The organism is Pseudonocardia sp. CA-142604, from assembly GCF_050948475.1.
GTDB classification, from domain to species: domain Bacteria; phylum Actinomycetota; class Actinomycetes; order Mycobacteriales; family Pseudonocardiaceae; genus Pseudonocardia; species Pseudonocardia alaniniphila.
On the sequence record NZ_CP192045.1, the window covers coordinates 815,060 to 840,933 of the forward strand.

Below are 25,874 nucleotides of genomic sequence, written 5' to 3' on the forward strand. Positions count from 1 at the left end.
GGCCGCCGTGGCCTGGCCGCCTCGGCCTTCCGGACCGCAGATTGTTCCGTTGTCAGTGTCACTGCAGGCCTGTGGCCGTCCGATCGCGGCCCAACCGGCCGTGTGGCGCGACGTCCGGCCCAGCGAGGAGGTCCTCGCGCGTGGCGAGCCGCGTGGTGGCGTCGAGGACGCCGTGGCGGCGGAGCAGCGCGGCGGCGTCGAAGTCGTCGCAGCCGTTGAGGAGCAGGGTGACTCGATCGTCGTCGACCACGACCTGATCGGTGATCCGTAGCCGCTCTCGCCAGTCCACCGTGTCGCGGCGGGGGAACGATGCGACGGTGGCGATGTCGGAGCGCGCCTTGCGCCGCTCCGGTGCGCCCGTCCTGGCGCGGGCGGCCCGGCCTGCTTCGTCGAGCAGAACGCCGGCCAGCAGCTCCGCACTGCGATCCCAGCTGAAGCAGCGCGCCCACGCCTGGCAGGCCGCCACGATCTCGCGTGCCCGGTCCTCCTCGGCGAGCTCGCGCAGCGCTGCCACCACGACGTCCCGGAGTTGTGCCGGGCGCTCGACCAGCCAGCCGGTGACCCCGTCGACCACGGAGTCCCGGACGCCCGGAACGAGCAGCGCCACGCAGGGCACGCCCCACGCTGCCGCCTCGATGATCGAGCACCCCCAGCCTTCGGCTGCCGACGTCGACGTGGTGAGCCAGGCTCGCTGGAGCAGCCCGTCCCGCTCTGCGTCGGATAGGTAGCCGTGCAAGGTCACGGTCCGCTGCAGGCCGAGGTCGACGACGAGGCCGTGCAGCCGCCGGAGCTCCGGCCCGTCGCCCACGATCTCGACCCGCAGCCGGGGCACCTGCCGCGCGACACCGGCGATCTCGCCGAGCAGTAGGTCGACCCGCTTGTGCCGCACGAGCCGCGTGACGACGACGAGCGTGGGATCCGGGTCGCGCGGACCGCTGAGTGTGGGCACGTCGATCGTGCCGTTGGGCACCACGAAGATCGGTCCGGTGAAGCCGAGTCTGCGGCGCAGCTCCACCCGCGTCGACGGCGAGACGGCGGCCGTCGCCCGCGATCCGTACACGGCACGGGCGACGCGGCCCTCCAGGAAGCGTCCGATCGCGGCCATCGGCGGGGCGAAGCGCGTGGCGAACTGGTCCTGGTGAACGTGGTGCACCACCTGCACGATCGGCACATCCGGATGCGAGAAGGCCGGCGCGAAGAACGGGATGCCGTTCTGGCAGTCGATGATCGCGTCGACGCCGCCACGGAGGCGCCGCAGGCGCAGGGCCGCGCGGGGATAGAGGGTGAGATCTCCGCCTGCGCGCGTGACGTGGATCCCGTCGATGGTCTCGCGCGCCAGCTGCCCACTCGGGCGGGCGGTGAGCCACGAGACGTGCACCCCGGCGGCCACCCAGCGGCGGGAGATCTGATGGATGTACTGCTCCGCCCCACCGGCGAGCGGGTGGCGCACATCGCGCCAGTTCAGGACCAGGACACGTGCGCCCACCAGTTGCTCGACCGCGGTCCCGTGCACGGCATTCACGCGGACATCGCTTTCTGCATTCGCAGGATCGCGCCGAAGCTCGGAACGCCGTCACGTATCGGATGAAACCGGGAGTCCGGGGAATCGGTCCACGCGATCGGCAGCTCGACGATTCTTCCCCCGCTCTGATGAACGTGGTGCAGCAGTTCCACGTCGAATGCGAAACCCTCCGTGTGGCAGCGGACGAGCGCACGTATCGCGGCGTCCCGTTCGAAGAGCTTGAATCCGCACTGCGTGTCGCGGACGCCAGGGACGACACCGCGCGCGAGGAGCCGGAAGGCTGCGCCGCCGGCTCGCCTGCCGAACTGCTGGGGCCGCACGAAGCTCGATTCGGGCAGGTGGCGCGACGCGATCACCGCGGCGGCTCCGGCCTCGAGGTGCTCGACCGCCGTGCTGAGGGTCTCGACCGGAGTGGCGAGATCGGCGTCGAAGAAGCCGACGAATCGGGAGCTGCTACTCAACAGGCCTCGGCGCACCGCAGCGCCCTTTCCCGGACGGGAGCAGCCGACGACCTCGACGGGGACCTCGCCGGCGAGCTCGGCGGCGACGCGGCGGGCCACGGCCGGGGTGTCGTCGACGCTGCCGTTGTCCACGATGACGAGTCGGGACGACCAGGGCTGGTCGCGGAGGAATTCGACACTGTGCGCGAGCGTGCGCGGCAACCTGGCCGACTCATTGAGGGCAGGTATGATCAACTCGACGTCGACGAATGGACGCGGCCGGTCAGCAGACGTGGAAATGCCGTGCGGAATCGGCGCCGACAGTTGTTCGGTCACACCAATCCCCCCATAGTCACATTGTCTGCTTCGTCGCGCGTGGCGACGCCGACAGAGAGCCGCGGCACCGCGTCGACCGCTCGAGTTGGGGACGGACATTCGACAGCAGGGCCTGATCCGACTGTTCGGGTCATACGGGTCATCGTCCTTTCACGTCCGCCGGCAGACCGCACGGCGATCATGATTGGGGAGAGCGCCGGTTCGTCGGAGGTCGAACCGGACGAGATCATGTGCGGGGGACGTTTACGTCGGCTTTTCGCATCGGCCGAGATGAGTGTTACCGAAATCGTCGGTCGACCACTCGTTCGTGTCATGGACCGTCTGGTCCTGTACGCATCGTTCCCGCACGTGCCGGGCGGAGGTTCGCCCGTTAGTGCCTCGTGATTCTGCGGTCGTTACGTTGCGTTGTTGTCGACGAGTCTCTTGGTGTCGACCTGGAGGATGCGGACCTTGGCGAGGATCTCTTCGGTGGTGGCGGTCCGGATGAACGGTTTCGGGTTGGTCAGGTTGTCTCTGGGTATTGCGTCGGCCACCCCGGTGGCGGGTGCATGGAGTCTGCGACTGGCCGGCCCGTGAGGGCCGTGCTCGCCGACCACGGGTCGTTCGGGGCACTGGGGTGCTGTCTGACATCAGCCGCGCTGAAACTGGAGCCGCCCTGTCGGACTCAATCACTGCGCCCCGGACCCTGCGGCTGTCGCACAGATGGGCCCTGAGACCCGTCACCCACTGTCATGGCGGGTCGCCGCGCGAACGATCTGCCGCCGACAGCCAACGGTGCGATTCCTGCCTCGGAGTACGCCGTATGGCCCGGTAAGAACACGCGCACGGTCGACGACTGACGCATCCTGAGCGGTGAGTGGCGCTCCATGTGGGACGAGTGGTCATCTCCGCTGTTCAGGTGAGAGGCGACGAGCGGACCAATAGCACCTAGCAGGCGAATGACGAACGCGGGTAGGAAGACGACCCCCACTGCAAGACATCTCCACCGACAGCTCGCCCATCTCGGAGAGGCCCCGACGTGGAATCGCCCGCCCACTCGAACCGACACCGTCATGGATCCTCGAACAGGGTCTCCGTCGCCCAATTGATCACCTGCTGCGGCGAATTGCGCGCGGACTCTCCCGTAGGCGTGGACTACGGGCCGCCGGCATCGGTCTCGGTGGGGACCCTGCTGCGCCGCGAGGGTCGCGCCCCCCATGCGGCCGACCGGCCGCTCCAGCCGCGTGGACACTCTCGACCTCCGGTCGGGCCACTCCAACCCCCACGGTGGAACGTCCTGTACAGGGCCACGGCCGCCGCAGGCGTCCTGTTCGCCGTCGCAGCGATGTTCACGACTGCCGACGTGGAGAACGTCGTCGGGGCCCAGCGCGTCGTGCCGTCGTTGGACGGCGGGTGGGTGGACGCGCAGGGGGTCACGTTGTCCGTGGCCGAGCGGTCCGCGGCGACCACACCGGGAGTCGGCTCATCCCTCCCGCCCCCGATCACGTCGCGCTCGGGGATCGGTCGTGGCGGGTCCGGCCATCTGCGCAACGCCGCGGCACCCGATTTCGGCGGGGCCGGGGGATCGGCGCCACCGGGGGGAGCGGAAACCGTCTCTGCTGAACCTGTCGCTCTCGCCCCCCGAGCGACCGGCGCGAGCAGTGCGCCGGCCCTGGGCGCCGGCTCCGCTTCGCCAACGCCCGGCGGTCTCCTCCCCGGCATTCTCGGCCCAGGCGTCATCGCGCCGGAGGGCGGTTCCGGCGGCGATGCGCCCGGTAGCGATGTAGCCGACTCGTTCAACGCCGGCTCCGATGACGACTCCGGCCGCTCGAGCAGCAACGACTCCAGCCGCGATGACTCCAGCAGATCCGACCGTGACGGCCACGGCGACACAGGCAAATCAGAGGCGGCGACTCCGGCCTGGCCGGCGTCCTGGGACGGGGCTGGGGGCCGCTGTCCGAGAGACGAGGATTGTTCGACGCCCCGCTGGTCAAGATGAGTGTGCCGATAGATCGCTGTTGTTATCTCGGAAAGAGGCGAGGATGCGGGAACAGTACGAACATGTCGTCGTGGAACTACTCGCGCTTGCCGCCGAGTGTGATCTCCGTAATGGAGAGATCGAGTCGGGGAATCCACTATGGAAGAACTTGGCGGATAACGTCAGGTCCGCGGTTCTGCAGTCGATCGAAGGTGTTATATCGGAACCGGAGCTGGGCTGGCTCGTTGATATGGCGGGGCAGCAGGCTGCTGCGCTGGTGAACTCGTCCACACTTGCACCCGCGCCGGACCTATAGATCCAACCCGGCCGACAACTCCTCTGGGATAGCGACCGAAAGGCGACGCAGAATGTCGAGTCCGAGTTACCTGGAGCAGCATGTGTCGTACAACTGCGGGCCGCCGCCGAAATCGAGAAGGAAGTGGTCGAAGGTGGTCGTCGGCGTCCTGGTCGGGCTGATCCTGCTGAGTGCTTGTTCCGCGATCGCCCCCGGCGGGAAGGCGCCGCCGCCGGTCGGCGTAGCTTGAACGCTGCCGTACTCAACGGGCCACCACTAGCGACAACGTCCGCGCCCACAAGCGATCCTGCGCGCCCCTGGCCAAGTACTTCTGCGGTGCGGGTTCCGGCGGCCGTCTCGGCCAACCCCGGTCCCCGCCCGCTCGCACGACCTCGGTCGGCTGGTGCCGGTTGCCGGAGATCGGGTCGCTGCCGGGTTGAACGCGCACACGCAGCGAAACCGCTGGGCGGGGTCTCGGCCTGGCCGCAGGTCCGGCTGCGCCGCGTGGAGCCAGAGCGCGCCATTGCCGCGGGTTGCCCAGGTCGTACTGCTTGGCGGCGAGCAGCACGTCCAGGGCTCCCTCGACGGGCGCATAGCTCGCCGACACGCGCACGGAGCGGTGATAATTTTAGAGAGCAGTGCTCTGGCGCTTCTCGTTGCCATCGCTTACGGTGGTCGTAGCCGAGAGCGGTGCTCTCTGAATTCGGTAAGGGGTGCGGGCGATGCAGGAACTCTGGCGTTGGAGCAATCTCGGGCTGGCCTTCGTGGTCGAGCTGGTTGCGCTCGGCATCTTCGCGTTCTGGGGGTGGCGCTTCGGCAGCAGCACCCCGGTCCGGCTGCTTCTCGCTGTCGGCCTGCCAGTCCTCACGGCAGTCATCTGGGGACTCTTCGCCGCGCCCACCGCCAACTACGGCGGCCCGGTGGTGGCCGCGATCGTCAAGATCGCCGTCTTCGGCCTGGCAGGCCTGGCCCTGTGGAACCTGGACCACCGTGTCCTGGGCATGCTCTTCGTGCTGGTCGTCGCGGCCAACCTGCTGATCATCCGGGCCGGCGGTCTCGAGCCGGAAACCCCGGCGGCGAGCTCCTCGCGGCTGGGGACCTGATCACCAGGGGAGCCGCGATCGTGATCAGGCTCCCGCCCCACGGCATTCCAATGGTTACCCAGCCGGTCGGATCCATCGTCGGCACCGCGATGCCCGCGGCCTGCAGGAAGTCAGTGATCTTCTGCCGCTACGGGGGATCGGTCCGGGGTCCGCCGCCGGGTCCCGCGCGCCGCGGTGGAGGGGCGGCGGGTGCAAACCCGGTCACGGTGATCCTGCGGTTGTGCGTTGTGGAGAGCAGGGCCGGTCCGGTGGCTGGTGATGGACGTGGCCGTGACGGTCGCGGTCGGAGGCACCGTCACGGTGACCACCGCCCCGGCGGAGTTGGTGAGGGTGAGTGCGGAGCCGGAGATCGACTTCACGGTGCCGATCGCGACCGGCGTGGCGGTTCCGCCGGCGCCGCCTGCCGCCGGCCGGCCTGCGAGCTGGTGTCGGTGCCCCCGGCAGGATTCGAACCTGCGAAACACGGTTGAGGAAATCGTCGCGCAGGAAGCTGCCGGAGCGGTTCTGACCTGTGACGATGCGACTGGTCGGTCGGACTGGTCGGTCGTTTGGACGTCATTTGGACGCAGCGGGCATCAGCTGAAGCCGAGCCGGACCGTAGTCAGGGGAGCCGTATCTCCTTGAGCTGCCGGCGGGAGGTGATGCCCAGCTTGCGGAAGATGCTGCGCAGGTGGGCTTCGATCGTGCGTGGGCTCAGGAACAGCTGCGCGCCGACCTCTCTGGAGGTTGCTCCGGTGGCGACCAGCCTGGCGATGTGCAGCTCCTGGGCGGTGAGTGCGTCGGCGGGTCGGGCGGTTCGGTGGCGCGGGTGCTCGCCGGTGGCACGGAGCTCGCGGGCGGCGCGGGCGGCGAACGCCTCGGCGCCCATGTCGGACAGCATGTCGTGGGCGATGCGGAGGTGTTCGCGGGCGTCGTGACGGTGGCCGCCGCGGCGCAGCCACTCGCCGTAGACGAGGTGGGTGCGGGCGAGGTGGGTGGCCATCCGGCAGCTTCCGAGCCGGTCGATGGCCTCGCGGTAATGCTCGTCGGCGGTGGTCCCGGTGCTGGTCAGCGCCTGTGAGCGGGCGGCCAGCCCGAGTGCCCAGGGGGTGGCGCTGGCGCGGGCTCGCGAGGTGAGTTGCTCCACGGCAGCGGCCGCCCGCTCCGGTTGGCCGGCGCGGGCGGCCGCCTCGATGAGCTCGGGCAGGGCGAGGTTGCGGTGCGACAACTCGTAGGACTGGGACGCCCGCGTGGCGGCGTCCACCGCTGCCGCGTAGTCGCCCAAGCCGTTGTACAGCACGGACATCGAGTAGTGGGCCAACGTGACTTCGGTGCCCTCCTCCCGTCCGGTCGCCTGCTGGACGCTGGCCGCGAACAGTTCCGCGGCCTCGGCTCGGCGGCCGCACCACGCAGCCAGGAGGAGCCGGGCGTGGCGTAGCGGAACAGCGCCGGTCGCCCGGGTGATCGCGGTCTCCTCGGCTGCGAGCTCGGCGGCGTGGGCGAGTTCGCCCGCGAGTACCAGCGCGGCGGACTGGAAGATGAGCGCGGCGGGGAGCTCGGCCAGCGCGCCCGCTTCGCGTGTGAGTTGGACGTTCCGGCCGGCGAGCATGTGGACCAGCTCGTCGTCGAACAGCGCTGCCGCGGTGCGGCCTGCCAGCCACAGCGAGCGACGGCTGTCGGTGCCGAACGCATCCAGCGCCCGGCGTAGCCCGGGCACGCCCACCTCGTACCCCTGCGTGTATGTCGTCACCAGTCCATCGAGCAGCAGATCGATCGGCGTTGGCGACCCTGGAGCAGCGGGCGTGGCCTGTGCCGCCTCGGCCACCTCCGGCACCCCGCGGCCGTACCGGAGGGGGCCGGTGATGATCGCCGCGTCGAGCGCATGCAGGTACGTCTCGCGGGCCAGCGTGGCATCCAGCGGGGCGAGCGTCCTGGCGGCGTCCAGCAACATGCCCGGCGCCTCGCCGCCGCGCGTCAGGTGGAACGCAATCTGGGCGCGCAGCAGCTCGAGACGAGCGCGTTGGAGGGCGTCCAGCGACCCGGCGGCCGCGATCGCCAGCAGCTTCGAGGCGGCCTCAGATGCTCCGGCCTCGTGCTTGGCGTGCGCGGCGTCCAAGGCCCGGCGGCTACGGCGGGCGGGTTCGGACGACAGTTCGGCTGCCTGCTGCAGGAACGCGGCCGCAGCGGCCAGCCCGCCCCGGGCGCGGGCCCGACCTGCTGAACGCTCCAGCTCCGTGGCGACCTCCTCGTCGACGCCCGACACCGCCTGCGCACGGTGCCACGCCCGCCGGTCGGGATCGGACCGCGGGTCCGTGGCGGTGGCCAGCGCACGATGCACGCGGCGCCGGTCGGTCGGCGTCGCGGCCCGGTACACCGCCGAACGCACCAGTGGATGCCGGAACCGCACCACGGTGTCGATCTCCACCAACCCGGCCGTCTCCGCCGGCCCGGCTGCCTCGCGTCCGACCCCCAGGTGTCCAGCTGCGCGCCACAGCAGCGCCACATCACCGGTCGGCTCGGCCGCGGCGACCAGCAGCAGCAACCGGGTCTCGGCGGGCACATCACCGGAGCGGCGGCGGAAGGCGTCCTCGACGCGGCGCGGGACGTCCAGGACGTCCGGCCGTCCGAACCCACCGGCCAGCCGCGCGTGCTCCGCGCTCCGGGGCAGTTCCAGCAGCGCCAGGGGGTTGCCGCGCGCCTCGGCGATGATCCGGTTGCGCACCTCGTCGTCCAGCGGTGTCCGGACCGCGGCGGCCAGCAGCGCCCGCGAGTCAGCCTCGCCGAGCCCGTTCAGGCGCAGCTCGGGAAGCCCGGTGAGCGCCGGGACGTCGCTCTCACCGGGGTCGCGCAGCGCGAACACCAGCCCGACCCGCTCGGCCACCACCCGCCGCGCCACGAACGCGAGAACCTCGGCGGACGCCTGGTCCAACCACTGGGCGTCATCCAGGAGGCACAGCAGCGGCCCGTCCTCGCAGACCTCGGCGAGAAGGTTCAGGGTGGCCAACCCGACCAGGAACCGGTCCGGTGCGGTACCGCTGCGGAGTCCCAACGCCACACCCAAGGCAGCCTGCTGCGGCTCGGGCAGGGCACCAGTCCTGTCCAGCAGATGCGCGCACAGCTGGTGCAGACCGGCGAACGCGAACTGCGTCTCGGACTCGACGCCGCACGCGCGCTCCACCCGGAACCCCGACGAGGTCGCGGTCGCCACGGTGTGCTCCAGCAGCGCGGTCTTGCCGATGCCCGCCTCCCCGCGCACCACCAGCACCCCGCTGCGCCCGGCCCGAGCCTCGGTGAGCAGGTGTTCGACGGCCTCGCGCTCGGCGCGCCGGCCCAGCAGCTTCGCCAGATCCATGCCCCGTCCGACTCAGGCCGAGCCCTCCGCACCTGGTCGTGAGACTAGGCCATCGGCACCGACGTCGATCGGGTCGTCCTCGACGCGACGACGTCGATCTGAGCCGAGGCCGGTGCCGTCAGCAGTACTCCGGCGAAACGCAGCCCCGCCGGCCCGACGGCGGCGAGCAGCAGGGTGTTCTGCGCACCGAGAACCCGGCCGCGCAGGCGTCCGGCGCGGCCTCGGCGGTCATGGACCAGGTGTGATCAACCGCCTGGTGCTGCGTCGGGACGCCCACAGGATGACGAGTGCCGCCAGCACCGTCAGCGGTGTCCCCATGCCGGCCAGCGCCAGCCAGATCCCGATCGCGAAGAAGTTCCGCGCCGTACCTGTCAGCGCCACGAGACCCGTGGCCACGATGACACCGAGCACGCTCCCGATCGCCACGGTGAACCGCTCCCCACGCGCCAGGCGGAACCCGAACAGGACGAGACCGGCGGTGACCGAGACGGCGATCGTCAACGGCAGGGACAGGAATGCGTTCGCCGCTACGAACACGACGACCGGGATCGCGGAGTGGAGGACACCCATCGGACCGCCCATGCGGTCCAGCACGGTCGGTCCCGGCTCGCCCGCTGCGGAGGTCAGCGCGGCGAGGGGCGCGGTCGGGGGTGTGTCGTCGGGTGGGGCGTCGGGCTCGACGTCGTCGGGGTGCCGGTCGGTCGGGGACATGTCCTCTTCCCAGGTCGTCGCTCGTCTCGGGGACCAGGGAAGGCCGTGCCGCCACGGCATGCTCAATCCGCTGTGAGGCACCACACCCCGTGGTCGCTGTGTCCGGCTTGTGTGTGCCGCGGCGGCACGGTGTCGGGTGGTGGTGTCGGCGCAGGGTCGACCGGGACGTGACGGGGGCTCCGCTGAGCGGGTACGTAGTGACGGGATCGGCGTCAGGGATGGGTGCCGCGGTTGTCGAGCGGCTGCGCGCCACCGGGCGACCGGTGATCGGGGTGGATCTGCGCGACGTCGACGTCGTCGCCGACCTCGGTACGCCGGAGGGCCGTGCGGCCGCAGCCGAGGCAGTGCTGGAGTGGTCGGGAGGCAGGCTCGACGGCGCCGTACTGGCGGCCGGGATCAGTCCGGTACCGGGGCCCGACCGGCCGCGGCGGATCATGCAGGTCAACCACCTGGGCACTGTGGAGCTTCTGGCGGCGCTGCGGCCCGCGCTCGCGGCGACCGGCGCTGCCCGGGCAGTGGTGTTCGGCAGCAACTCGGCCACCATCACCCCGGGCGTCCCCCGGCACGTCGTCCGGGCGCTCCTCGCCGGGAAGGTCGACCGGGCAGTGCGGACGCTGCGGCTGGCCGGGCCGGTGGCGCCGAACATCGCCTATGCCGCGTCGAAGTCCGCGGTGGCCGAGTGGGCCCGACGCGCGGCCGTGACCCCGGAGTGGGCCGGGGCCGGGATCCGGCTCAACGTGCTCGCGCCCGGTCCGGTAGCGACCCCGCTGCTCGACGGGGAACGGGCACACCTCAGTCCGGCGGCGGCCGCGGCGTTCCGCTCGCTGCCTGTGCCTGTCGGCGGTGTGGGTGACCCGGGACACCTCGCCGAGTGGGTCATGATGATGCTCTCGCCCGCGGCGGCCTTCCTGTGCGGAAGCGTCATCGTCGTCGACGGCGGCACCGAGGCGTGGCTGCGTGCGGGTGAGTGGCCACGGCCGGTGCCCCTGCATCGGGTGCCCGGTTGGCTGCTGCGGTTCCGGGCCTTCGCCCGGTCCCGGTGAGCTGCCCGCACCGTGCGACGACAAACCGCTAGCAGGACGGGTCCCCCGCACCTCGGGCTACATCCCGGAGGCTCCGGTTCCTGGCCAACCCCGGCTACGCCGTGCTCCAGGTCAACTTCCGCGGCTCCCTGGGCTGCGGCAGGCGCCACGTCACCACCGCCATCGGCGAGTTCGCGCGGGCGATGCACGACGATGAGCAGATCACGGCCCCGATCTGGCCGGGGTCACTCGTCCCGCAACAGCTCGCTCACCCGGCGGATGACATCGCGTTGCGCCGGGTTGTAGAACTCCGCCATGACGGCCGCGGCCGTCTCGTTGACCCGTCGCTCCTCGCCACGGGCGCCAGTGGCCCGCGTCATCAACAGCGGGTGCTGGGCCCGGATCCGGCGGATGTGGGGGAGCATCCGCGCGGCCAGGTCCTGCCGCGCCGCAGGGTCGGCGTCGGCGGGCAGGGCGTCGAACTCGGCGTCGGTCGGGTCGGTCGGCACGCTGCGCAGCAGCTCGGTGTAGGCCGCCAGACGATGTGACCCCACCACCCGGGTCATGACGGTGACGAGTGCGCGGTCGGCATCCGACAGCGCCACCCCGTCCGCTGCCGGCCCGACCTCGGACGGCAGGTCGACGGGCGCGTGGTTGCCCAGGATCAGGCCGAGCTCCACCCGCACACTGTGCAACCGCTCGATGGTGGCGGCCAGCTCGGCGTCGATGGCGCGCAGTGCCTCCGCCGGCGGGTGCTCGTCCTCGCCCATGGCGGCGATCTGGGCCAGCGAGAAGCCGAGGCCGACCAGGCGCGTGATCCGCAGCAGGCGCAGGAGGTCCCGTACGCCGTACTGCTTGTATCCGTTGGCGCGCCGCTCCGGCTCGGGGAGCAGGCCGAGCTCGTGGTAGTGCCGCACCGCCCGCAAGGTGGTCCCGGCCAGCTCGGCGAGCTCACGGGTGCTCCAGGACATGGCTCCATCCCACATCGTGCCGCGACGGCACGGTCAAGCCCGGGTGCCGCGCGACCGTTCGGCACGCCGGCCGCGTGGCATCAGGCCACCGAACTCCGATCGGGCACCACGCGGTGTCCGGGGTAGGTGAGCGAAGCCGGCCGGCCGGTGCCGATCGGCCGACGCGGACCCGGACGACAGGGCGACCAACAGGAGCACCGGAAGGGCGCCGGACCGCGGTCGATCGCGCCCTGTCGGCAGACGCCCGGCTGTCGTCGCACGGCCGGGGTGTCGATCAGGTGGTTCATCTCCTGGTAGCGCCCGTCCGTCACGGACCTCGTGGAAGGGGTACCCGGCGTACTCGACCGTGGCACCGGTTGCGGCTGCACCGACGCACTCCTCGATGGAGTGCTGGGAGAGCTCCCGCAGGTCGGTGTCGGACATGATGGCCTCTCTGGCGGATGACGTGCGGCGTCTCGTACCTGCCACCTCGAAAGGCTCGCGTCGTCGGCGGTGCGTCCGCGTCGGTAGAAGTCCCTTATGTCCTGGACGTCCTTCGTCGTGCTTGTGGCCCGGATCACCGACCGCGGACCGGGCCACCGACTGGACTGTGCCGCGACGTCCACGTGTCAGATGCAGGGGTGTCCATCTCCGACCCAGCCTCCGACCCGGGCCGGCCGTGGTCCGCGGCGGAGGCTCCGTTGCCGCACCAGCTCTTCCTGCTCAGCCACGACCCGGCCAGAGCCAGGCTGGACGATGCCAGTGCCGCGGTCCGCGGGTCGCTGCTGCGGGCCGCCGCGATCGCGGAGCTGCGCATCGCCGGGCTGCTGCGCGACCTGGACGGTCGGGCCGAGCGGACGAACGCGACGGTGGCAACGCCGCTGCACCCGTTCCTCGCCGAGGTGCTCGGCGACGTTCCTCAGGACCGTCCGCGCCGCTGGTTCGAGGTGCTGGAGCGGCGATGGCACCAGGCCGAGGGGACCGTCTGCGATCAGCTCGCCGCCGCGGGGGTCGTCAGGGTCGAGCGTCGCCGGATCCTGAGGCTGATCCCGACACGTCGGATCGAGGTCCCCGATCCCGGGCCGGTAAGTGCGCTCCGGGCGCGTGTACGGGAGGTGGTCCGAGCCGGCACGGGTCCCGCGGCGGTCCCGCTCCAGGAGGCCCTGCTGGCCGTGCTCGCAATCGACGGCAACGTGAACACCATGTTCGGGTGGCGTGAGCTGCGGGCGCACAGGCCTGCGGTACGTGCGCTGGCTCAGCGGATCGACCGGGAGCTGACAGGCCTGCGACCGGCGCTGTTCGCATCGATCGCGGCGCGCCGAGGCTCCGGGTGAGCGCCGGATCGGCACACCGCGGCCCGCTCGGGTGAGGTCGGCGCGCGCCCGGCAGCCGTGGCGTGTGGTCCCGCTCTCATGGGCTGGAGTGTGCCGCGACGGCCGGGTGTTCGGTCGTGCTTGACATGTTGTTCGCATCCACAGAACAAGGTGACCATGCGGAAGCCGTTTGCCATGCACGTCACTCTCTCCATCCGTCCGGAGTGCCGCGAGGAGTACCGCGAGGCTCTCGACAAGGTCATCGATCAGGCGCGGGCCCTGCCGGAGTGCCGATACCTCTACGTCTACGAGACCGTCGACGATCCCGACACCATCCAGCTCGTCGAGAGCTGGTCCGACTGGGACACCTTCCAGAACGAGGTCCTCGGGCTCGACTTCTACCGGGAGTACGCCGCGGCCAGCGAATCGATGTACGCCGGGCCGCGGAAGGTGGTGCTCCTGACCCCTCTGCACGGAAGCGAGTGGCGCTGAGCCGGCGACCAATGAGGATCAGGGAATGGCGAAGATCGTCCCGAGCCGGATCACCTATCGATACGCGCGACACCATGACTGGAGCAAGCATCATGTTGCCCTTTAGACGGGCGGTATCCCGGAGCGGCGCGGCCGTCGCCGCCGCCGCGCTGCTCCTGACCGGGTGCGCCGGTGGGGCCGCTGGGGCCGGTGCCGCATCGGCGACGATGCCGGACGCCAGTTCGTCCATCTCGGCCCCCGATCCGATCGCGTGGAACGAGTGCGGACCGAACCTCGACTGCGCCACCGTCGAGGTGCCGCTGGAATACACCGAGCCCGACGGCGCGCAGATCCCACTCGCGGTCATGCGGCACCGGGCCACCGACCCGACGCAGCGCATCGGCAGCCTGTTCTTCAACCCGGGCGGGCCGGGGGTCGCCGCCACGGACACGCTGCGGAACATGCCCGCCACCGCAGGCGCCCCGGGCACGTTCTCGCCCGACCTGCTCGCCCGGTTCGACGTCATCGCGATGGATCCCCGCGGCGTCGGGCAGTCCGGTGCCGTCCGCTGCCTCACCGATGAGCAGCGCGCCGAGGCAGCGGGCACCGGGTCCGACCCGGCCGTTCCCGGGGGCAAGCCGCTGCCCGATTTGCTGGCCGACGCCACCGCGTTCACCGATGGTTGCGCGGCGCACCAGAGCATCGAGTTCCTGGCAAGCCTGTCCACCGACAACGTCGCCCGCGACATGGACCGGATCCGGGCCGCGCTCGGCGAGGACCAGATCACCTACTACGGCATCTCGTACGGCACCGTGGTCGGCCCCGTGTACGCCACGCTCTTCCCGGACCGCGTCCGGCAGATGGTGCTCGACGCGCCCGTCGACACCGGACTCTGGTTCGGCGACTCCCTCGAGTTTCTCAACGAGGTCGCCGTGGCCAGTGAGCGGACGCTCAACGCGTGGTTCGAGACCTGCCGCACCGAGAGTGCGGCAGTATGCCCGTTCGGCGGCGGTGACCCGGAAGCGGCGTTCGACGCGCTGATCGTCGCGCTGGAGGCGAAGCCGCTGCAGGTGGCGCCGGTCGAGGGCGTCACACCGGGCGGCATACTCGATGGCGCTATGGCGCTCGAGGCCGCCCGGGGCCTCGCAGGCGACCGGGCCACCTGGCCGGTGCTGACCTCGGCCCTGCTGGGCGCACAGAACGGTGACGGCACGCTGTTGCATTTCCTGTGGACCAGCATCACGGTCTCACCTTTCGGGGTCCCGACCGCCATGCACGAGGTCCACACCGCGGTGCGATGCGCCGACTGGCAGACGCCAACCGACGTCGCCGCGCACACGGCTGCTGCCACCGAGGTCGTCGCGGCGGCCGAGCGGATCGGCACCCGCGCCGCCTACAGCGCGCTCAACTGCGCCCTGTGGCCGGCGCCGAACGAGGACCGTGTCACCGCGCCGCTCACGGCCGCCGGCGCCCCACCGGCACTGGTGGTCGGCGGCCGGCTGGACCCTGTCACCCCACACCACTGGGCCGAGTCCATGGTCGAGACCCTGGACTCCGCGGTCCTGCTCACGCGAGAGGGCGTCGGTCACGGGTCCTACGGCACCGTCCCGTGTGTCGACGCCGCGGTGGACGCCACCCTGATCGACGGCGTCCTACCCGCCGACGGCACCGTCTGCAACCTTGAACAGCCAGGCACTACAGCCCCTGCCGCCTTCGCGACCGGAGGGGCGGGCAACTGAGAGCGACAGGGTGCTCGTGCCTCGACTGTGCCGGGACCGTCTGCTCGGACAGCTGACGGACGCCAGGTATTCGATCCCTGCGAGATTCGTCCGAGCTGCGGGACCCGTCCGTCGGCGTCGGCGCTTTACCCAGCGAAATTCGGGGCGCATGCCGCACTCGGCGAGTGCCCAACGTGTGCCGAGGGCCGCGTCAGGGAACGTGCCGGCGAGAGCTTGGGCCGTCGGCCCTCCCGCCCATCACGCCTCCTCGACCAGAGACTCCTCGATGACAGGGATCTCGTGCCGCGGGCACGACACGGGCACAACCGTCGGCACGGATGGCCGCAACCGCCCGACCACGGCCGGGCAGTACCGGACACAACAAGATCGGCCCCCGACCTGTTCAGCAGGTAGGGGGCCGATTCTCGCTGATAGCGCCTGGTGCCCCCGGCAGGATTCGAACCTGCGACACACGGTTTAGGAAACCGATGCTCTATCCCCTGAGCTACGAGGGCGCAGCCATGAACATCGTAGCGGCGCCAGGTGCAGGTGCCCCGGTCCAGGGGGCGTCGGGGTTGTGAACGCGACCGCATCGAGCACGGCGTGCAGACGCGGGATGTCACGTGCCCGGCGTGCTCATCAGGGCTGATGATCCCGTGAGCGCCGGGTAACAGGCGGCGATCAGGGCCGCGACAAGGAGGCAGGCACAGACCGCGACTCCCAGGGACACCCTCGCCATGACCGCACCGTGGACGCCGCAGCACCCACAGATCGATCCGCCGACCGAGGGGTCGGCGGCGCCGGCGCAAGGCGGCAGGCCGCCTCTGCTGCGTCGTGGAGCCTGGCCGGTCGTCGTCGCGATCCTCACGGGCCTGGTGGTCGTCGGCAGCGTCGTCGTCGTGGCCGTCAACGTCGACGGAGCTGCCCGGCGGGCAGCCGATGCCGCCGCCGCGGACAGCTTCGTCCCGGCCGCGGGTCGTGCTCCCACCGCCGCTGACGTTCCGGTCACGGTCCCGGACCTGTCGGGCAAGACCGGGAACGCGGCCTCGGAGGCTCTGGGTGCCGCCGGGGTACTGAACGTGACCTTCGCCCGGAACGACGCCCTCATGACGCAGCCGGTGATCGGTCAGAGCCCGGCGGCGGGTACGAAGCAGCGGGCAGGTGACCCCGTCCACGTCACGCTGCAGCCCGAGGCTCCGGCTGCGCCGCCGCCCTCGGCGCCCGCGGAGTCGCACCGGAAGCTCAGCTCACGGGACTGGCTGGTCATCGCGAAGAACCCCGACGCTCACGTCGGCGAGCGGGTGATCGTCCACGGGCGGGTCACGCAGTTCGACGCGGCGACAGGAACCACGGCCTTCCGCGCGTCGGTGGACGGGGTGCGGCAGAAGCAGGCCCACGACTACGACACGAACACGATGCTGGGCGGAGATGCTGCCGACCTCGAGGACATCGTGGTCGACGACGAGTTCACCGCGGAGGTCACGGTGATGGGGTCGCTGACGTACAAGACGCAGATCGGTGGGAGCACGACCGTTCCGGTGCTGCTGGTGCAGACCATCTCCCGGACGTCCTGACGACGGCACCGCTCCTCGAACGGGCGTTCCATGATTCGCACAATGGGATGATCCCTGTAGGGCCTGCTCGAAGCAGGCATGAAGAGGAGGCCGAAGCGCTCGTGGACGTCAAGACGCTCGTCGAGGTTGCGCCGCGCGACCGGTTCACCCGGGTCTGCGCGCTCACCGGCGCCGGGATCAGCGTGGCGGCCGGCCTGTCGACGTTTCGCGGGCCGGACGGCCTGTGGCGGCTCTCGCCGGAGATGGAGCGGGCGATGCACGCGCAGCTCCTGCCCTCGAACGTCGACGCCCTGTGGTCGGTCTGGGGCGGCATGTTCCACGTCGCCGCCCGCTCCGGGCCCACGGCGGCCCACCGGGCGTTGGCCGACGCGGGCGCCTCGGTGATCACGCAGAACGTCGACGAGCTGCACCAGCGGGCGGGGTCGCATGACGTCGTGGAGATCCACGGTTCCGCGGGGCGGGCCCGCTGTCTCGACGAGGACTTCTGCGGCTGGATCGGCCCGCGGGAGGAGGCCGAGCGCACGGATCCGCCGCAGTGCCCGCAGTGCGCGGAGCCGGCGCGTCCGGCGGTGGTCCTGTTCGGCGAGATGCTCGACCCGGAGGCCCTCACCACGGCACGCAAGCTCGCGTCGGAGTGCGACCTCTTCCTCGCGGTGGGCACCTCGGGCCGGGTGGCCCCGGCCTCCTGGCTCGCGCCCACCGCCCGCGAGGCGGGCGCCTACTGTGTGAACGTCGACCTGTACCCCGACGGCCCCCTCGACCCCGCCTTCCACGCCCGTGTGGTCGGCGACGCGCAGGAGGTGCTCACGGAGTGGGCGCGCTGACCGTCGACGACGGGTCGTGCCCGGCGAGGTAGCCGGAGACTCCGTCGAGGAAGAGCACGAGTCCGAAGTCGAACTCCGCGTCGGCATCCTGCTCGTCGAGCAGTGAGTCGACGTCGAACACCCCGGCCGCCACCACCCTGCTGAGCGCAGGCATCCGGCGTGGGTCCACAACGCGGGCGAGCACGGCGGCGTACTGGCGGCTGAACGCGTCCGGGTTCTCCGCGTATCCCGCCGCGAGCTCGGAGCCGAGCCGGATCTGACCGTGCACATAGGTCAGAAGGCTCATCACGATGCCCACCTTCTCGCCCTCCTCGATCGAGGTTCCGGAGAGGGCAGCCAGCGCGGATTCGAACCAGGCGAGGTTCTTCGGGCCGACCGGCGGTCCGGTGATCGGTAGCCGGGCGAACCACGGGTGACGCTTGGCCACGGCCACGATGCTGTGCGACCAGAGCGTCAGACCCGATCGCCAGTCACCGTCGGCGGGCAGGTCCGGGGGGTCTCCCAGCGCGACGTCCGCCATGAGCACGAGCAGCTCGTCCTTGCTGCGCACGTGGCGGTAGAGCGCCATCGTCGAGTTCCCGAGCTCGGACGCCACCCGGGACATCGAGACGGCCGCCAGGCCCTCCGCGTCTGCAACCGCCACTGCCGCGCGCGTGATGTCGGCAGCCGTGAGGGTGGGTTTCGGCCCCTTGCGGGGCGCCTCGCGCAGTCCCCACAGCAGGGCGACCTCCTCCGGCAGGTCCGTGTCGTCCGCCATGTCGCCCTCTCGTTCGCCGGCCGGATGCCAAGTCTAGGAAGGGGCTTCCGCTCGCTACTGCGTAGGCTATACGCTTTCTTGCGTATCTCATACGCAGAAGGGGGTCGGGATGATCGTCGAAGCATCGGGGCTGTGCAAGGCCTACGGGCCCACCGTGGTCCTGGACGGGCTGGACCTGCAGGTGGAGGAGGGCTCCGTGCTCGCCCTGCTCGGCCCCAACGGAGCGGGGAAGACCACGACCGTCCGCATCCTCACGACGCTCTCGCGGCCGGACCGGGGCCGTGCGACGGTCGCAGGCCACGACGTCGTCCGCGAGGCGGCGAAGGTGCGCGCGGCGATCAGCCTCACCGGCCAGTACGCCGCCGTGGACAACGAGCAGACCGGCCGCGAGAACCTCGTCATGATCGGCAGGCTGATGCATCTCGGCCGGGCGGGAGCCCGCCGGCGCGCACTGGAGCTGATCGAACGGTTCGACCTCGTCGAGGCGATGGACCGGCCGGTGAAGGGTTACTCCGGGGGCATGCGCCGCCGGCTCGACCTGGCGATGAGCCTCGTCGCCGCGCCGCGGGTGATCTTCCTCGACGAGCCCACCACGGGCCTCGACCCCACCAGCCGCAGCACGATGTGGGCAGCGATCACGGAGTTGGTGCGGGCCGGGACGACGATCGTCCTCACCACCCAGTACCTCGAGGAGGCCGACCGCCTCGCCGATCGGATCGTGCTGCTCGACAAGGGGCGGGTCGCCGCCTCCGGCACCGCCGACGCATTGAAGGCGCAGGTCGGAGGGGAGCGGGTGGACCTGCACTTCGACGACCCCATCGAGTTCGCCCGCGCCGCCGACCTGTTCGCCGGGCGCGGCAGCCCGACCGATCCGGAGCGACTCGTGCTGAGCGTCGCCTCCGACGGCAGCGCCGAGCACCTGCACCGGGTGCTGGACGAACTGCGCGGCGGGCGGATCGCGGTCGCGCGCGTGACCTCGCACCGGCCCACCCTCGACGACGTGTTCCTCGCGGTGACCGCCCCGACCGGCGAGCAGACCCGTGCCGCCGTTCCCGCCTGACCACCACCCCGACCGGAGGACCACCATGACGACCACGTCGACCATCACGACAGCCCCGTCCACAGCCCTGTCGCCGGCCCACGGCGGAGTCACGAACGCGTTCAGCGACGCTTCGACCCTGATCGGGCGCAACGTGCGCCTGGCCCGGCGCAACCTCGACACCCTCATCGTGTCGATCGCCCTGCCGCTGCTGATGATGCTGCTGTTCGTCTACGTCTTCGGCGGGGCGATCGAGACCGGCACGGAGTACATCAACTATGTGGTGCCCGGGATCGTCCTGTTGTGCACGGGCTACGGCGCGGCGAACACCGCGATGTCGGTGGCCGCCGACCGCGCCAGCGGCATGGTCGACCGGTTGCGGTCGTTGCCGATCCGCAGCTCGGCGATGCTCACCGGGCACGTCACCGCCAGCGTCCTGCGCAACGCGGTCTCCACCACGATCGTCGTCCTGGCCGCGGTCGCCATGGGCTTCCGGCCCACCGGCTCCTTCACCGACTGGGTGCTCGCGGCCGGGCTGGTGCTGCTGTACGTGCTCGCGCTGTCCTGGGTCGCGGCGGGGATCGGACTCATCGCGAAGAGCGTGGAGTCGGCGAGTGTGCTGGGTTTCGTGATGCTGTTCCTGCCCTACCTCAGCAGCGCGTTCGTGCCGACGGCGACGATGCCGTCGGTTCTGCGGGCCGTCAGTGAGAACCAGCCGATAACGCCCGTCATCGAGACGGTCCGCGGCCTGCTCACCGGCACGCCGATCGGCGGGCAGGGCTGGGTGGCGCTCGCGTGGACGGTCGGCATCCTGGCTGTTGCCGCCTCGGGCTCAACGTGGCTCTACCGGCGCCGCAATCTCGTGTGACCGAATACCGGACGGCGGGCGCGAACACGTGGTGCTCTGCACAAGTACCTCTCAGGCGCGTCTCAGACGCGCAGGTCACACTGGCTGCATGCGCATCCTCGTTGTCGACGACGACCGGGCCGTCCGCGACTCGCTGCGCCGCTCGCTCGCGTTCAACGGCTACCAGGTCGAGCTTGCGAACGACGGGCAGGCCGCGCTCGACGCCGTGCTCGCACAACGCCCGGACGCGATGGTGCTCGACGTGATGATGCCTCGCCTGGACGGCCTGGAGGTGTGCCGTCGCCTGCGGGGCGGCGGGGACGACCTGCCGATCCTCGTGCTCACCGCGCGCGACGCCGTCTCGGACCGCGTGGCCGGGCTCGACGCCGGCGCCGACGACTACCTGCCCAAGCCGTTCGCGCTGGAGGAGCTTCTCGCGCGGCTGCGGGCGCTGCTGCGCCGCCGCACCCCCGAGGAGCTCGCCCTCGCCGACGGGCACGGCAAGACGCTGGAGTTCTCCGACCTGAGCCTCGATCAGGACACCCGCGAGGTTCGTCGTGGAGACCGGTCGATCAGCCTCACCCGCACCGAGTTCTCCCTGTTGGAGCTGCTGCTCGCCCATCCGCGCCGGGTGCTCACCCGCGCCCAGATCCTCGAGCAGGTCTGGGGGTACGACTTCCCGACCACCGGCAACGCGCTCGAGGTGTACATCGGATACCTGCGCCGCAAGACCGAGGCGGACGGGGAGCACCGGCTGATCCACACCGTGCGGGGCGTCGGATACGTCCTACGTGACACGCCGCCGTGAGGCCAGGCATCGCGACGGTCGGTGAGCGCGCGCGGGCGTACTTCCTCGCGCTGAGCGACCGCGTACGGCCGCGCCCTGCGGCCGCGCGTCCGCCCGCCGACCAGCACGCGGCAGCGAACGCCCCCACCGGTCCGATGCGCCACGGCCGTCCGGACGGCTCCATCCCGCGCATCGCCGCGCTCGACCAGGTGTCACTGCGCGCTCGCATCGGGATCCTGGCCGCGCTGGTGGCCGCACTCGCAGTGGTGCTGGTGTCGATCGCAGCATTCGTGACGGTGCGCGCCAACATCCTCGAGACCCTCGACGCCAACCTGCTGCAGCGCGCGTCCGCCGCCGCCCAGAGCGAGCTGGCCGACCCCCGGCAGCTGGCCACCATCCCCACCGAGGTGCTCGGCGCCGGCGACATCCGGCTCGCCCTCCTGCTCTCCGACGGACGGGCGAGCTCCGCGGAGGGCCAGGCGTCGGCACCGCCCCTCGGGGTCGACGAGCTGGCGGTCGCGCAGGGTGTCGAGACATCCTCGGCCCGCACGGCGTCCGAGGACGGGATCCAGTACCGCGTGGTGGCCGTGCAGGCAGGCCCGGGGCAGGCCCTGGTGATCGCGCAGCGGCTCGACTCCACCCAGCAGGTGCTCACCAAGCTTGGCGTGGCCCTGCCGATCGTCGGCGGGATCGGCGTGGTGCTCGCCGCCTTCGCGGGCTTCTTCATCGCCAGGGCCGGGCTGCGGCCCGTGGACCGGCTCACCGCCGCCACCGAGCGGGTGGCCGCCACTGGGGAGCTGCGGCCGATCCCCGTCGAGGGTTCCGACGAGCTGGCCCGGCTCACCCGCAGCTTCAACGACATGCTCGGCGCGCTCGCCGCGTCCCAGGAACAGCAACGCCGCCTCGTCGCCGACGCCGGCCACGAGCTGCGCACGCCGCTGACCTCGATGCGCACCAACCTCGAACTGCTCGCGGCGGCCAGCAGGCCTGGTGCACCCACGCTTCCCGACTCCGATCGCGCGGAGATCCTCGAGGACGTGCAGGCTCAGGTGGCCGAGCTGTCCACGCTCGTCGGTGACCTCGTGGAACTGGCCCGCGACGACGTTCCCCTGGTGGTGCACGAGCCGCTGGAGCTGACCGACGTGGTGCTCCGCGCGCTGGAGAGGGCCCGCCGGCGGGCCGGGGACGTCGAGTTCGTGCCGATGCTCGTGCCGTGGACGCTCGTGGGCGACTCGACCGCGCTCGAACGGGCCGTGCTCAACCTGCTCGACAACGCCGCGAAGTGGAGCCCTCCCGGGGGCCGGGTGCGGGTGCAGATGCGTCCGCTCGACGAATGGTGGATCGTGCTCGAGGTCGCGGACGCCGGGCCCGGCATCGCCGAGGAGGACCTACCGCGGGTCTTCGACCGCTTCTACCGTGCGGCCACGTCACGCACGATGCCCGGCTCGGGCCTCGGCCTGGCGATCGTCCGCCAGGTTGCGGTACGGCACGGCGGCGCCGTGTGGGCCGGACGCGCCCCGGAGGGCGGAGCCCTGCTGGCGGTGCGCCTGCCGGGGCGCCAACCGCGCTTCTGACGGCCTCACCTCGCCGAGTTCCCGGCTGCCTCATAGGCTCGACCGTCACGAACTCGGAACTCTCGGACACGGTGGGACCAATGGCGAACGAGACCCCCGACCCCCACGCGACGCCCCCTGGGCCGCATGATCGCGTGCCGCCGGTCGGGGTGGGCGGTTACGGCGGAGGGCCCACCTACCACGGTGACCCGCATACCGATCCCTACCGCACGGTCGGCTACCCCGCAGGAAACGGGCCCGGCTACCCGCCGCCGTCCCCGCCGCCGCGCCAGTGGGGCACCGGCCGGCTGGTGGCGATCGGCCTGGCCGGGGTGCTGCTCGCCGGAGGTGTCGGGGGATCGGTCGGTTACTCGCTCGCCGAGAGCAGGCAGACCGGCGGTTCCAGCGGCGTGCTCGGTGCCCCGCTCCCGGAGGTCGCGGACAACGCGCTGCCGATGGGCCCGGTGGAGGCCGTCGCCGAACGAGTGCTGCCGAGCGTGGTCCAGCTGCGCGTGGAGGGCGCGGGTTCGAGCGGTGAGGGCTCGGCGATGGTCCTGAGCGCCGACGGGCTGCTGCTCACCAACAACCACGTCGTGGAACCGGCGGCCAACCGGGGCCGGGTCACCGCCGTGTTCCAGAACGGCGCCACCGCGCAGGCCGCGATCGTCGGCCGCGACCCCAGCTCCGACCTCGCGCTGATCCGGGCCCAGGGCGTCAACGGGCTCACCACCGTCGAGCTGGGCAACTCCGACTCCGTGCGTGTCGGCCAGCAGGTCGTGGCGTTCGGTTCGCCGCTCGGGCTGGGTGGCACGGTGACCACCGGCATCATCAGCGCGCTCAACCGTCCCGTGAGCGTGGGCGGCGACCAGGCTGCCAGCGAGGCGACCGTGCTGAACGCGCTGCAGACCGACGCCGCGATCAACCCCGGCAACTCCGGTGGCCCGCTGGTGGACATGCAGGGCCGCGTGATCGGGATCAACTCCGCGATCGCCACCACCGGGGAGCAGGGCGGATCGATCGGCGTCGGCTTCTCCGTGCCGATCAACCAGGCCAAAAGGGTGGCCGAGGAGCTCCAACGCACCGGCAAGGCATCCCGTGCGGTCCTGGGCGTGAACGTCAGCAACGACCCTCAGGTGTCGGGGGCCCGCATCCAGGGCGTGGCGCCGGGCAGCGCCGCCGAAGCCGCCGGTATCAAGGCCGGTGACCTGGTGATCGGCTTCAACGGCCAGCGCATTCTGGCGGGCGACGGACTGCAAGCCGCGGTACGGTCTCGCGCACCGGGTGAGGTAGTTGAGATCCAGCTCGCCGATCGGTCGGTCTCCGTGACACTCGGCGCGGCGTCCTGACAGTGACCGCTCATGTGCTCGCAGTGGTTGACGAGACCCATGTGGGGATGATTCCGTTCCGGAAGTCCCGCCTGCGGTGCCCCGCAGCCGGGACAAGTGGATCGCGTCGGCGCCGGCACCCCCTCCCAGCGCCGGCGCGATTCAGGAACCGGTGACGCTTACCGATCCGTGACGTCGTTCGAGCCGCCGTCCGTGGCCCGCTCGTACGGTTAGCCTCGTATTGTGCGGGGATTCTTGTGACCGACCAGCCGCTCGCCCTCGTCGTCGACGACGACGTGATGGTGCGGGACGTGGTGACGCGCTACCTGGACCGCTCGGGTTACCTGGTCCAGGTAGCAGGCGACGGCGAGCAGGCCATGCACGCCGTGGCCGGGCGCGTCCCCGACATCGTGATCCTCGATCTCATGCTGCCCCGCCTCGGCGGTCTGGAGGTCTGCCGGCGACTACGCAGCGAGTCGGCCGATCTGCCCATCGTGATGCTCACCGCGCTCGGTGAGGAAGAGGATCGCGTGCTCGGCCTGGAGCTGGGCGCCGACGACTACGTCACCAAGCCGTTCAGCCCGCGGGAGCTGGTGCTGCGGGTCGCGTCGGTACTGCGCCGGTCGCGAGAAGTGCCTGCTGTGCGCGAGGCGGAAGCCGCGCACGTCAAGGACGGCGACCTGCGCGTGGACGTCCTGGGCAGACGTGCGTCGCTCGGTGACCGCGCGCTCGCGCTCACCGTGCGGGAGTTCGACCTGCTGGCGTTCCTCGTGCGCAGGCCGGGCCAGGTCTTCACGCGGGCCGAGCTGCTGGAGCAGGTCTGGGGCTGGAACTTCGGCGACCAGTCCACGGTCACCGTCCACGTGCGCAGGCTGCGGGAGAAGATCGAGGCCAACCCCACGAAGCCGACGCGCATCTCGACCGTCTGGGGGGTCGGCTACCGCTACGACGGGCACAGCTCCCCGTGAATGAGCAGCCACACGTCGTTGTGGCGGTGGCGCTGGCGTTCTCGGTGCCGGTCGCCGCCCTCGGCGCGGTGGTGCTGCACCGGATGCGTCGCCGCTCGATCACCGCAGCGGTCACGGTGCTCGTGCTGGTACCTGTGCTCGCCGCGCTGGTGGGCGTGATCGGCGTCAGCGGCTTCATGTACACCCCGTTGCTCGCCGGCGCCGTCGTCGTCTGCGCGGCAGTTGCGGTCGTCACCGTGCCCGCGGCGATGATGCTCGGACGGGGCATCGCCAGCGACGTCATGTGGTTGCACGAGGCGCGTGACGCCGAGCGGACGGCCGAGGCCTCCCGCCGCGAGCTGGTGGCCTGGATCAGCCACGACCTACGCACCCCGCTCGCCGGGATCCGCGCGATGAGCGAGGCGCTCGCCGACGGCGTGGTGGCCGAGCCCGACGAGGTCGCCGACTACGCGCGGCGGATCCGTGGGGAGACCGTGCGCCTGTCCGGGATGGTCGACGACCTGTTCCAGCTGTCCCGGATCACCTCAGGCGCGCTCCAGCTGACGCTGTCCGCCGTCCCCCTGCACGACGTGGTGTCCGAGGCCGTGGCCGTCGAAGGGGTCGCCGCTGCCCGCAAGGGCGTCGTGGTGCGGGCCGATGTGCACGGCACCTGGCCGGTGGTGCGGGGCAGCGATCCCGAGCTCGCACGGGTGGTGCGCAACCTGCTCTCCAACGCGATCCGGCACACGCCGCCCGACGGCTCCGTCGTCGTCATGGCCGGTGTGTCGGGCGACAAGGCGTGGCTGCGAGTCGACGACGCCTGCGGCGGGATCCCGGAGGAGGACCTGGACCGCGTCTTCGACGTCGCGTTCCGCGGGGTGACGGCCCGCACTCCCGAGGAACGCTCTGGCGGCGGGCTCGGGCTCGCGATCGCCCGCGGGCTCGTCAAAGCGCACGACGGTGACATTCATGCCTGCAACCACGGGCCAGGCTGCCGGTTCGAAGTGTTCCTCCCGCTGGCGACCACGGCCGGTGCCGAGAGCTGAGCAGGG

22 protein-coding genes and 1 tRNA gene are annotated in these 25,874 nt (G+C 71.3%); 14 read left to right on the forward strand and 9 right to left on the reverse strand.

The features are described 5' to 3' along the window. Positions 1 to 58: 58 nt before the first annotated feature. The 4 genes from ACQPZQ_RS03890 to ACQPZQ_RS03905 form a co-directional block, all read right to left on the reverse strand. A complete protein-coding gene (locus ACQPZQ_RS03890) occupies positions 59 to 1,522 on the reverse strand; it encodes a glycosyltransferase family 4 protein (RefSeq protein WP_433292121.1) in 1,464 nt (487 codons plus the stop codon). Then, entirely contained in the window at positions 1,519 to 2,298 is a 780-nt protein-coding gene (locus ACQPZQ_RS03895) for a glycosyltransferase (protein ID WP_433292123.1), read from the reverse strand. Before ACQPZQ_RS03895 ends, ACQPZQ_RS03890 begins: the two co-directional genes overlap by 4 nt. Before the next feature lie 395 nt (positions 2,299 to 2,693). Continuing rightward, on the reverse strand, positions 2,694 to 2,831 hold the full coding sequence (locus tag ACQPZQ_RS03900; RefSeq protein WP_433292125.1) for a hypothetical protein: 138 nt from the start codon (positions 2,829 to 2,831) through the stop codon (positions 2,694 to 2,696). Between the two features lie 1,981 nt (positions 2,832 to 4,812). Then, complete coding sequence (locus ACQPZQ_RS03905) at positions 4,813 to 5,163, reverse strand: hypothetical protein (RefSeq protein ID WP_433292127.1); 351 nt, start codon at positions 5,161 to 5,163, stop codon at positions 4,813 to 4,815. A gap of 109 nt (positions 5,164 to 5,272) precedes the next feature. On the opposite strand from ACQPZQ_RS03905, the gene ACQPZQ_RS03910 reads away from it, so the two are divergent. After that, positions 5,273 to 5,653, forward strand: a complete 381-nt coding sequence (locus ACQPZQ_RS03910) for a YrdB family protein (RefSeq protein WP_433292129.1) — start codon at positions 5,273 to 5,275, stop codon at positions 5,651 to 5,653. A 601-nt stretch (positions 5,654 to 6,254) separates the two neighbouring features. Here ACQPZQ_RS03910 and ACQPZQ_RS03915 read toward each other — a convergent pair. Together ACQPZQ_RS03915 and ACQPZQ_RS03920 are read right to left on the reverse strand one after the other, a co-directional pair. Further along, a complete protein-coding gene (locus ACQPZQ_RS03915) occupies positions 6,255 to 8,984 on the reverse strand; it encodes an ATP-binding protein (RefSeq protein ID WP_433292131.1) in 2,730 nt (909 codons plus the stop codon). Between the two features lie 228 nt (positions 8,985 to 9,212). Continuing rightward, the gene (locus ACQPZQ_RS03920; protein ID WP_433292133.1) at positions 9,213 to 9,695 is read right to left on the reverse strand and encodes a DUF3159 domain-containing protein; all 483 of its coding nucleotides are present in this window, start codon (positions 9,693 to 9,695) and stop codon (positions 9,213 to 9,215) included. A gap of 197 nt (positions 9,696 to 9,892) precedes the next feature. Between ACQPZQ_RS03920 and ACQPZQ_RS03925 the strand changes: the two genes are divergently transcribed. Further along, positions 9,893 to 10,738: an SDR family oxidoreductase gene (locus ACQPZQ_RS03925; protein WP_433298992.1), complete on the forward strand. Its 846-nt coding sequence runs from the start codon at positions 9,893 to 9,895 to the stop codon at positions 10,736 to 10,738. A 224-nt stretch (positions 10,739 to 10,962) separates the two neighbouring features. On the opposite strand, the gene ACQPZQ_RS03930 is transcribed toward ACQPZQ_RS03925, so the two are convergent. Beyond that, the gene (locus ACQPZQ_RS03930; protein ID WP_433292135.1) at positions 10,963 to 11,688 is read right to left on the reverse strand and encodes a MerR family transcriptional regulator; all 726 of its coding nucleotides are present in this window, start codon (positions 11,686 to 11,688) and stop codon (positions 10,963 to 10,965) included. Positions 11,689 to 12,308: 620 nt separating this feature from the next. On the opposite strand from ACQPZQ_RS03930, the gene ACQPZQ_RS03935 reads away from it, so the two are divergent. The 3 genes from ACQPZQ_RS03935 (at position 12,309) to ACQPZQ_RS03945 (ending at position 15,190) form a co-directional block, all read left to right on the forward strand. Next, positions 12,309 to 13,001: a GOLPH3/VPS74 family protein gene (locus ACQPZQ_RS03935; protein WP_433292137.1), complete on the forward strand. Its 693-nt coding sequence runs from the start codon at positions 12,309 to 12,311 to the stop codon at positions 12,999 to 13,001. 156 nt (positions 13,002 to 13,157) lie between these two features. Further along, a complete protein-coding gene (locus ACQPZQ_RS03940; RefSeq protein ID WP_433292139.1) occupies positions 13,158 to 13,472 on the forward strand; it encodes a putative quinol monooxygenase in 315 nt (104 codons plus the stop codon). 74 nt (positions 13,473 to 13,546) lie between these two features. Further along, on the forward strand, positions 13,547 to 15,190 hold the full coding sequence (locus ACQPZQ_RS03945) for an alpha/beta hydrolase (RefSeq protein WP_433292141.1): 1,644 nt from the start codon (positions 13,547 to 13,549) through the stop codon (positions 15,188 to 15,190). A gap of 418 nt (positions 15,191 to 15,608) precedes the next feature. On the opposite strand, the gene ACQPZQ_RS03950 is transcribed toward ACQPZQ_RS03945, so the two are convergent. Further along, a tRNA-Arg gene (locus ACQPZQ_RS03950) sits at positions 15,609 to 15,684 on the reverse strand. Between the two features lie 222 nt (positions 15,685 to 15,906). Between ACQPZQ_RS03950 and ACQPZQ_RS03955 the strand changes: the two genes are divergently transcribed. Continuing rightward, complete coding sequence (locus tag ACQPZQ_RS03955) at positions 15,907 to 16,743, forward strand: PASTA domain-containing protein (RefSeq protein WP_433292143.1); 837 nt, start codon at positions 15,907 to 15,909, stop codon at positions 16,741 to 16,743. A gap of 101 nt (positions 16,744 to 16,844) precedes the next feature. Further along, positions 16,845 to 17,567, forward strand: a complete 723-nt coding sequence (locus tag ACQPZQ_RS03960) for an SIR2 family NAD-dependent protein deacylase (protein ID WP_433292145.1) — start codon at positions 16,845 to 16,847, stop codon at positions 17,565 to 17,567. Here the strand turns inward: ACQPZQ_RS03960 and ACQPZQ_RS03965 are convergent. Beyond that, positions 17,548 to 18,324: a TetR/AcrR family transcriptional regulator gene (locus ACQPZQ_RS03965; protein WP_433292147.1), complete on the reverse strand. Its 777-nt coding sequence runs from the start codon at positions 18,322 to 18,324 to the stop codon at positions 17,548 to 17,550. The genes ACQPZQ_RS03960 and ACQPZQ_RS03965 overlap by 20 nt on opposite strands. Positions 18,325 to 18,433: 109 nt before the next feature. Between ACQPZQ_RS03965 and ACQPZQ_RS03970 the strand changes: the two genes are divergently transcribed. The 7 genes from ACQPZQ_RS03970 to ACQPZQ_RS04000 all read left to right on the forward strand — a co-directional run bounded on the left by ACQPZQ_RS03970 (position 18,434) and on the right by ACQPZQ_RS04000 (position 25,868). Then, on the forward strand, positions 18,434 to 19,384 hold the full coding sequence (locus ACQPZQ_RS03970; RefSeq protein ID WP_433292149.1) for an ATP-binding cassette domain-containing protein: 951 nt from the start codon (positions 18,434 to 18,436) through the stop codon (positions 19,382 to 19,384). Between the two features lie 25 nt (positions 19,385 to 19,409). Next, complete coding sequence (locus ACQPZQ_RS03975) at positions 19,410 to 20,231, forward strand: ABC transporter permease (protein WP_433292151.1); 822 nt, start codon at positions 19,410 to 19,412, stop codon at positions 20,229 to 20,231. An 88-nt stretch (positions 20,232 to 20,319) separates the two neighbouring features. Then, positions 20,320 to 21,018, forward strand: coding sequence for a response regulator transcription factor (locus tag ACQPZQ_RS03980; protein ID WP_241042630.1), 699 nt, complete (start codon positions 20,320 to 20,322; stop codon positions 21,016 to 21,018). A gap of 134 nt (positions 21,019 to 21,152) precedes the next feature. Continuing rightward, the gene (locus tag ACQPZQ_RS03985; protein ID WP_433298994.1) at positions 21,153 to 22,571 is read left to right on the forward strand and encodes a sensor histidine kinase; all 1,419 of its coding nucleotides are present in this window, start codon (positions 21,153 to 21,155) and stop codon (positions 22,569 to 22,571) included. A gap of 80 nt (positions 22,572 to 22,651) precedes the next feature. Next, on the forward strand, positions 22,652 to 23,896 hold the full coding sequence (locus ACQPZQ_RS03990) for a S1C family serine protease (protein WP_433292154.1): 1,245 nt from the start codon (positions 22,652 to 22,654) through the stop codon (positions 23,894 to 23,896). Between the two features lie 236 nt (positions 23,897 to 24,132). Then, on the forward strand, positions 24,133 to 24,843 hold the full coding sequence (locus tag ACQPZQ_RS03995) for a response regulator transcription factor (protein WP_433292156.1): 711 nt from the start codon (positions 24,133 to 24,135) through the stop codon (positions 24,841 to 24,843). Further along, positions 24,840 to 25,868: a sensor histidine kinase gene (locus ACQPZQ_RS04000; RefSeq protein WP_433292158.1), complete on the forward strand. Its 1,029-nt coding sequence runs from the start codon at positions 24,840 to 24,842 to the stop codon at positions 25,866 to 25,868. Before ACQPZQ_RS03995 ends, ACQPZQ_RS04000 begins: the two co-directional genes overlap by 4 nt. Positions 25,869 to 25,874: the final 6 nt, after the last annotated feature.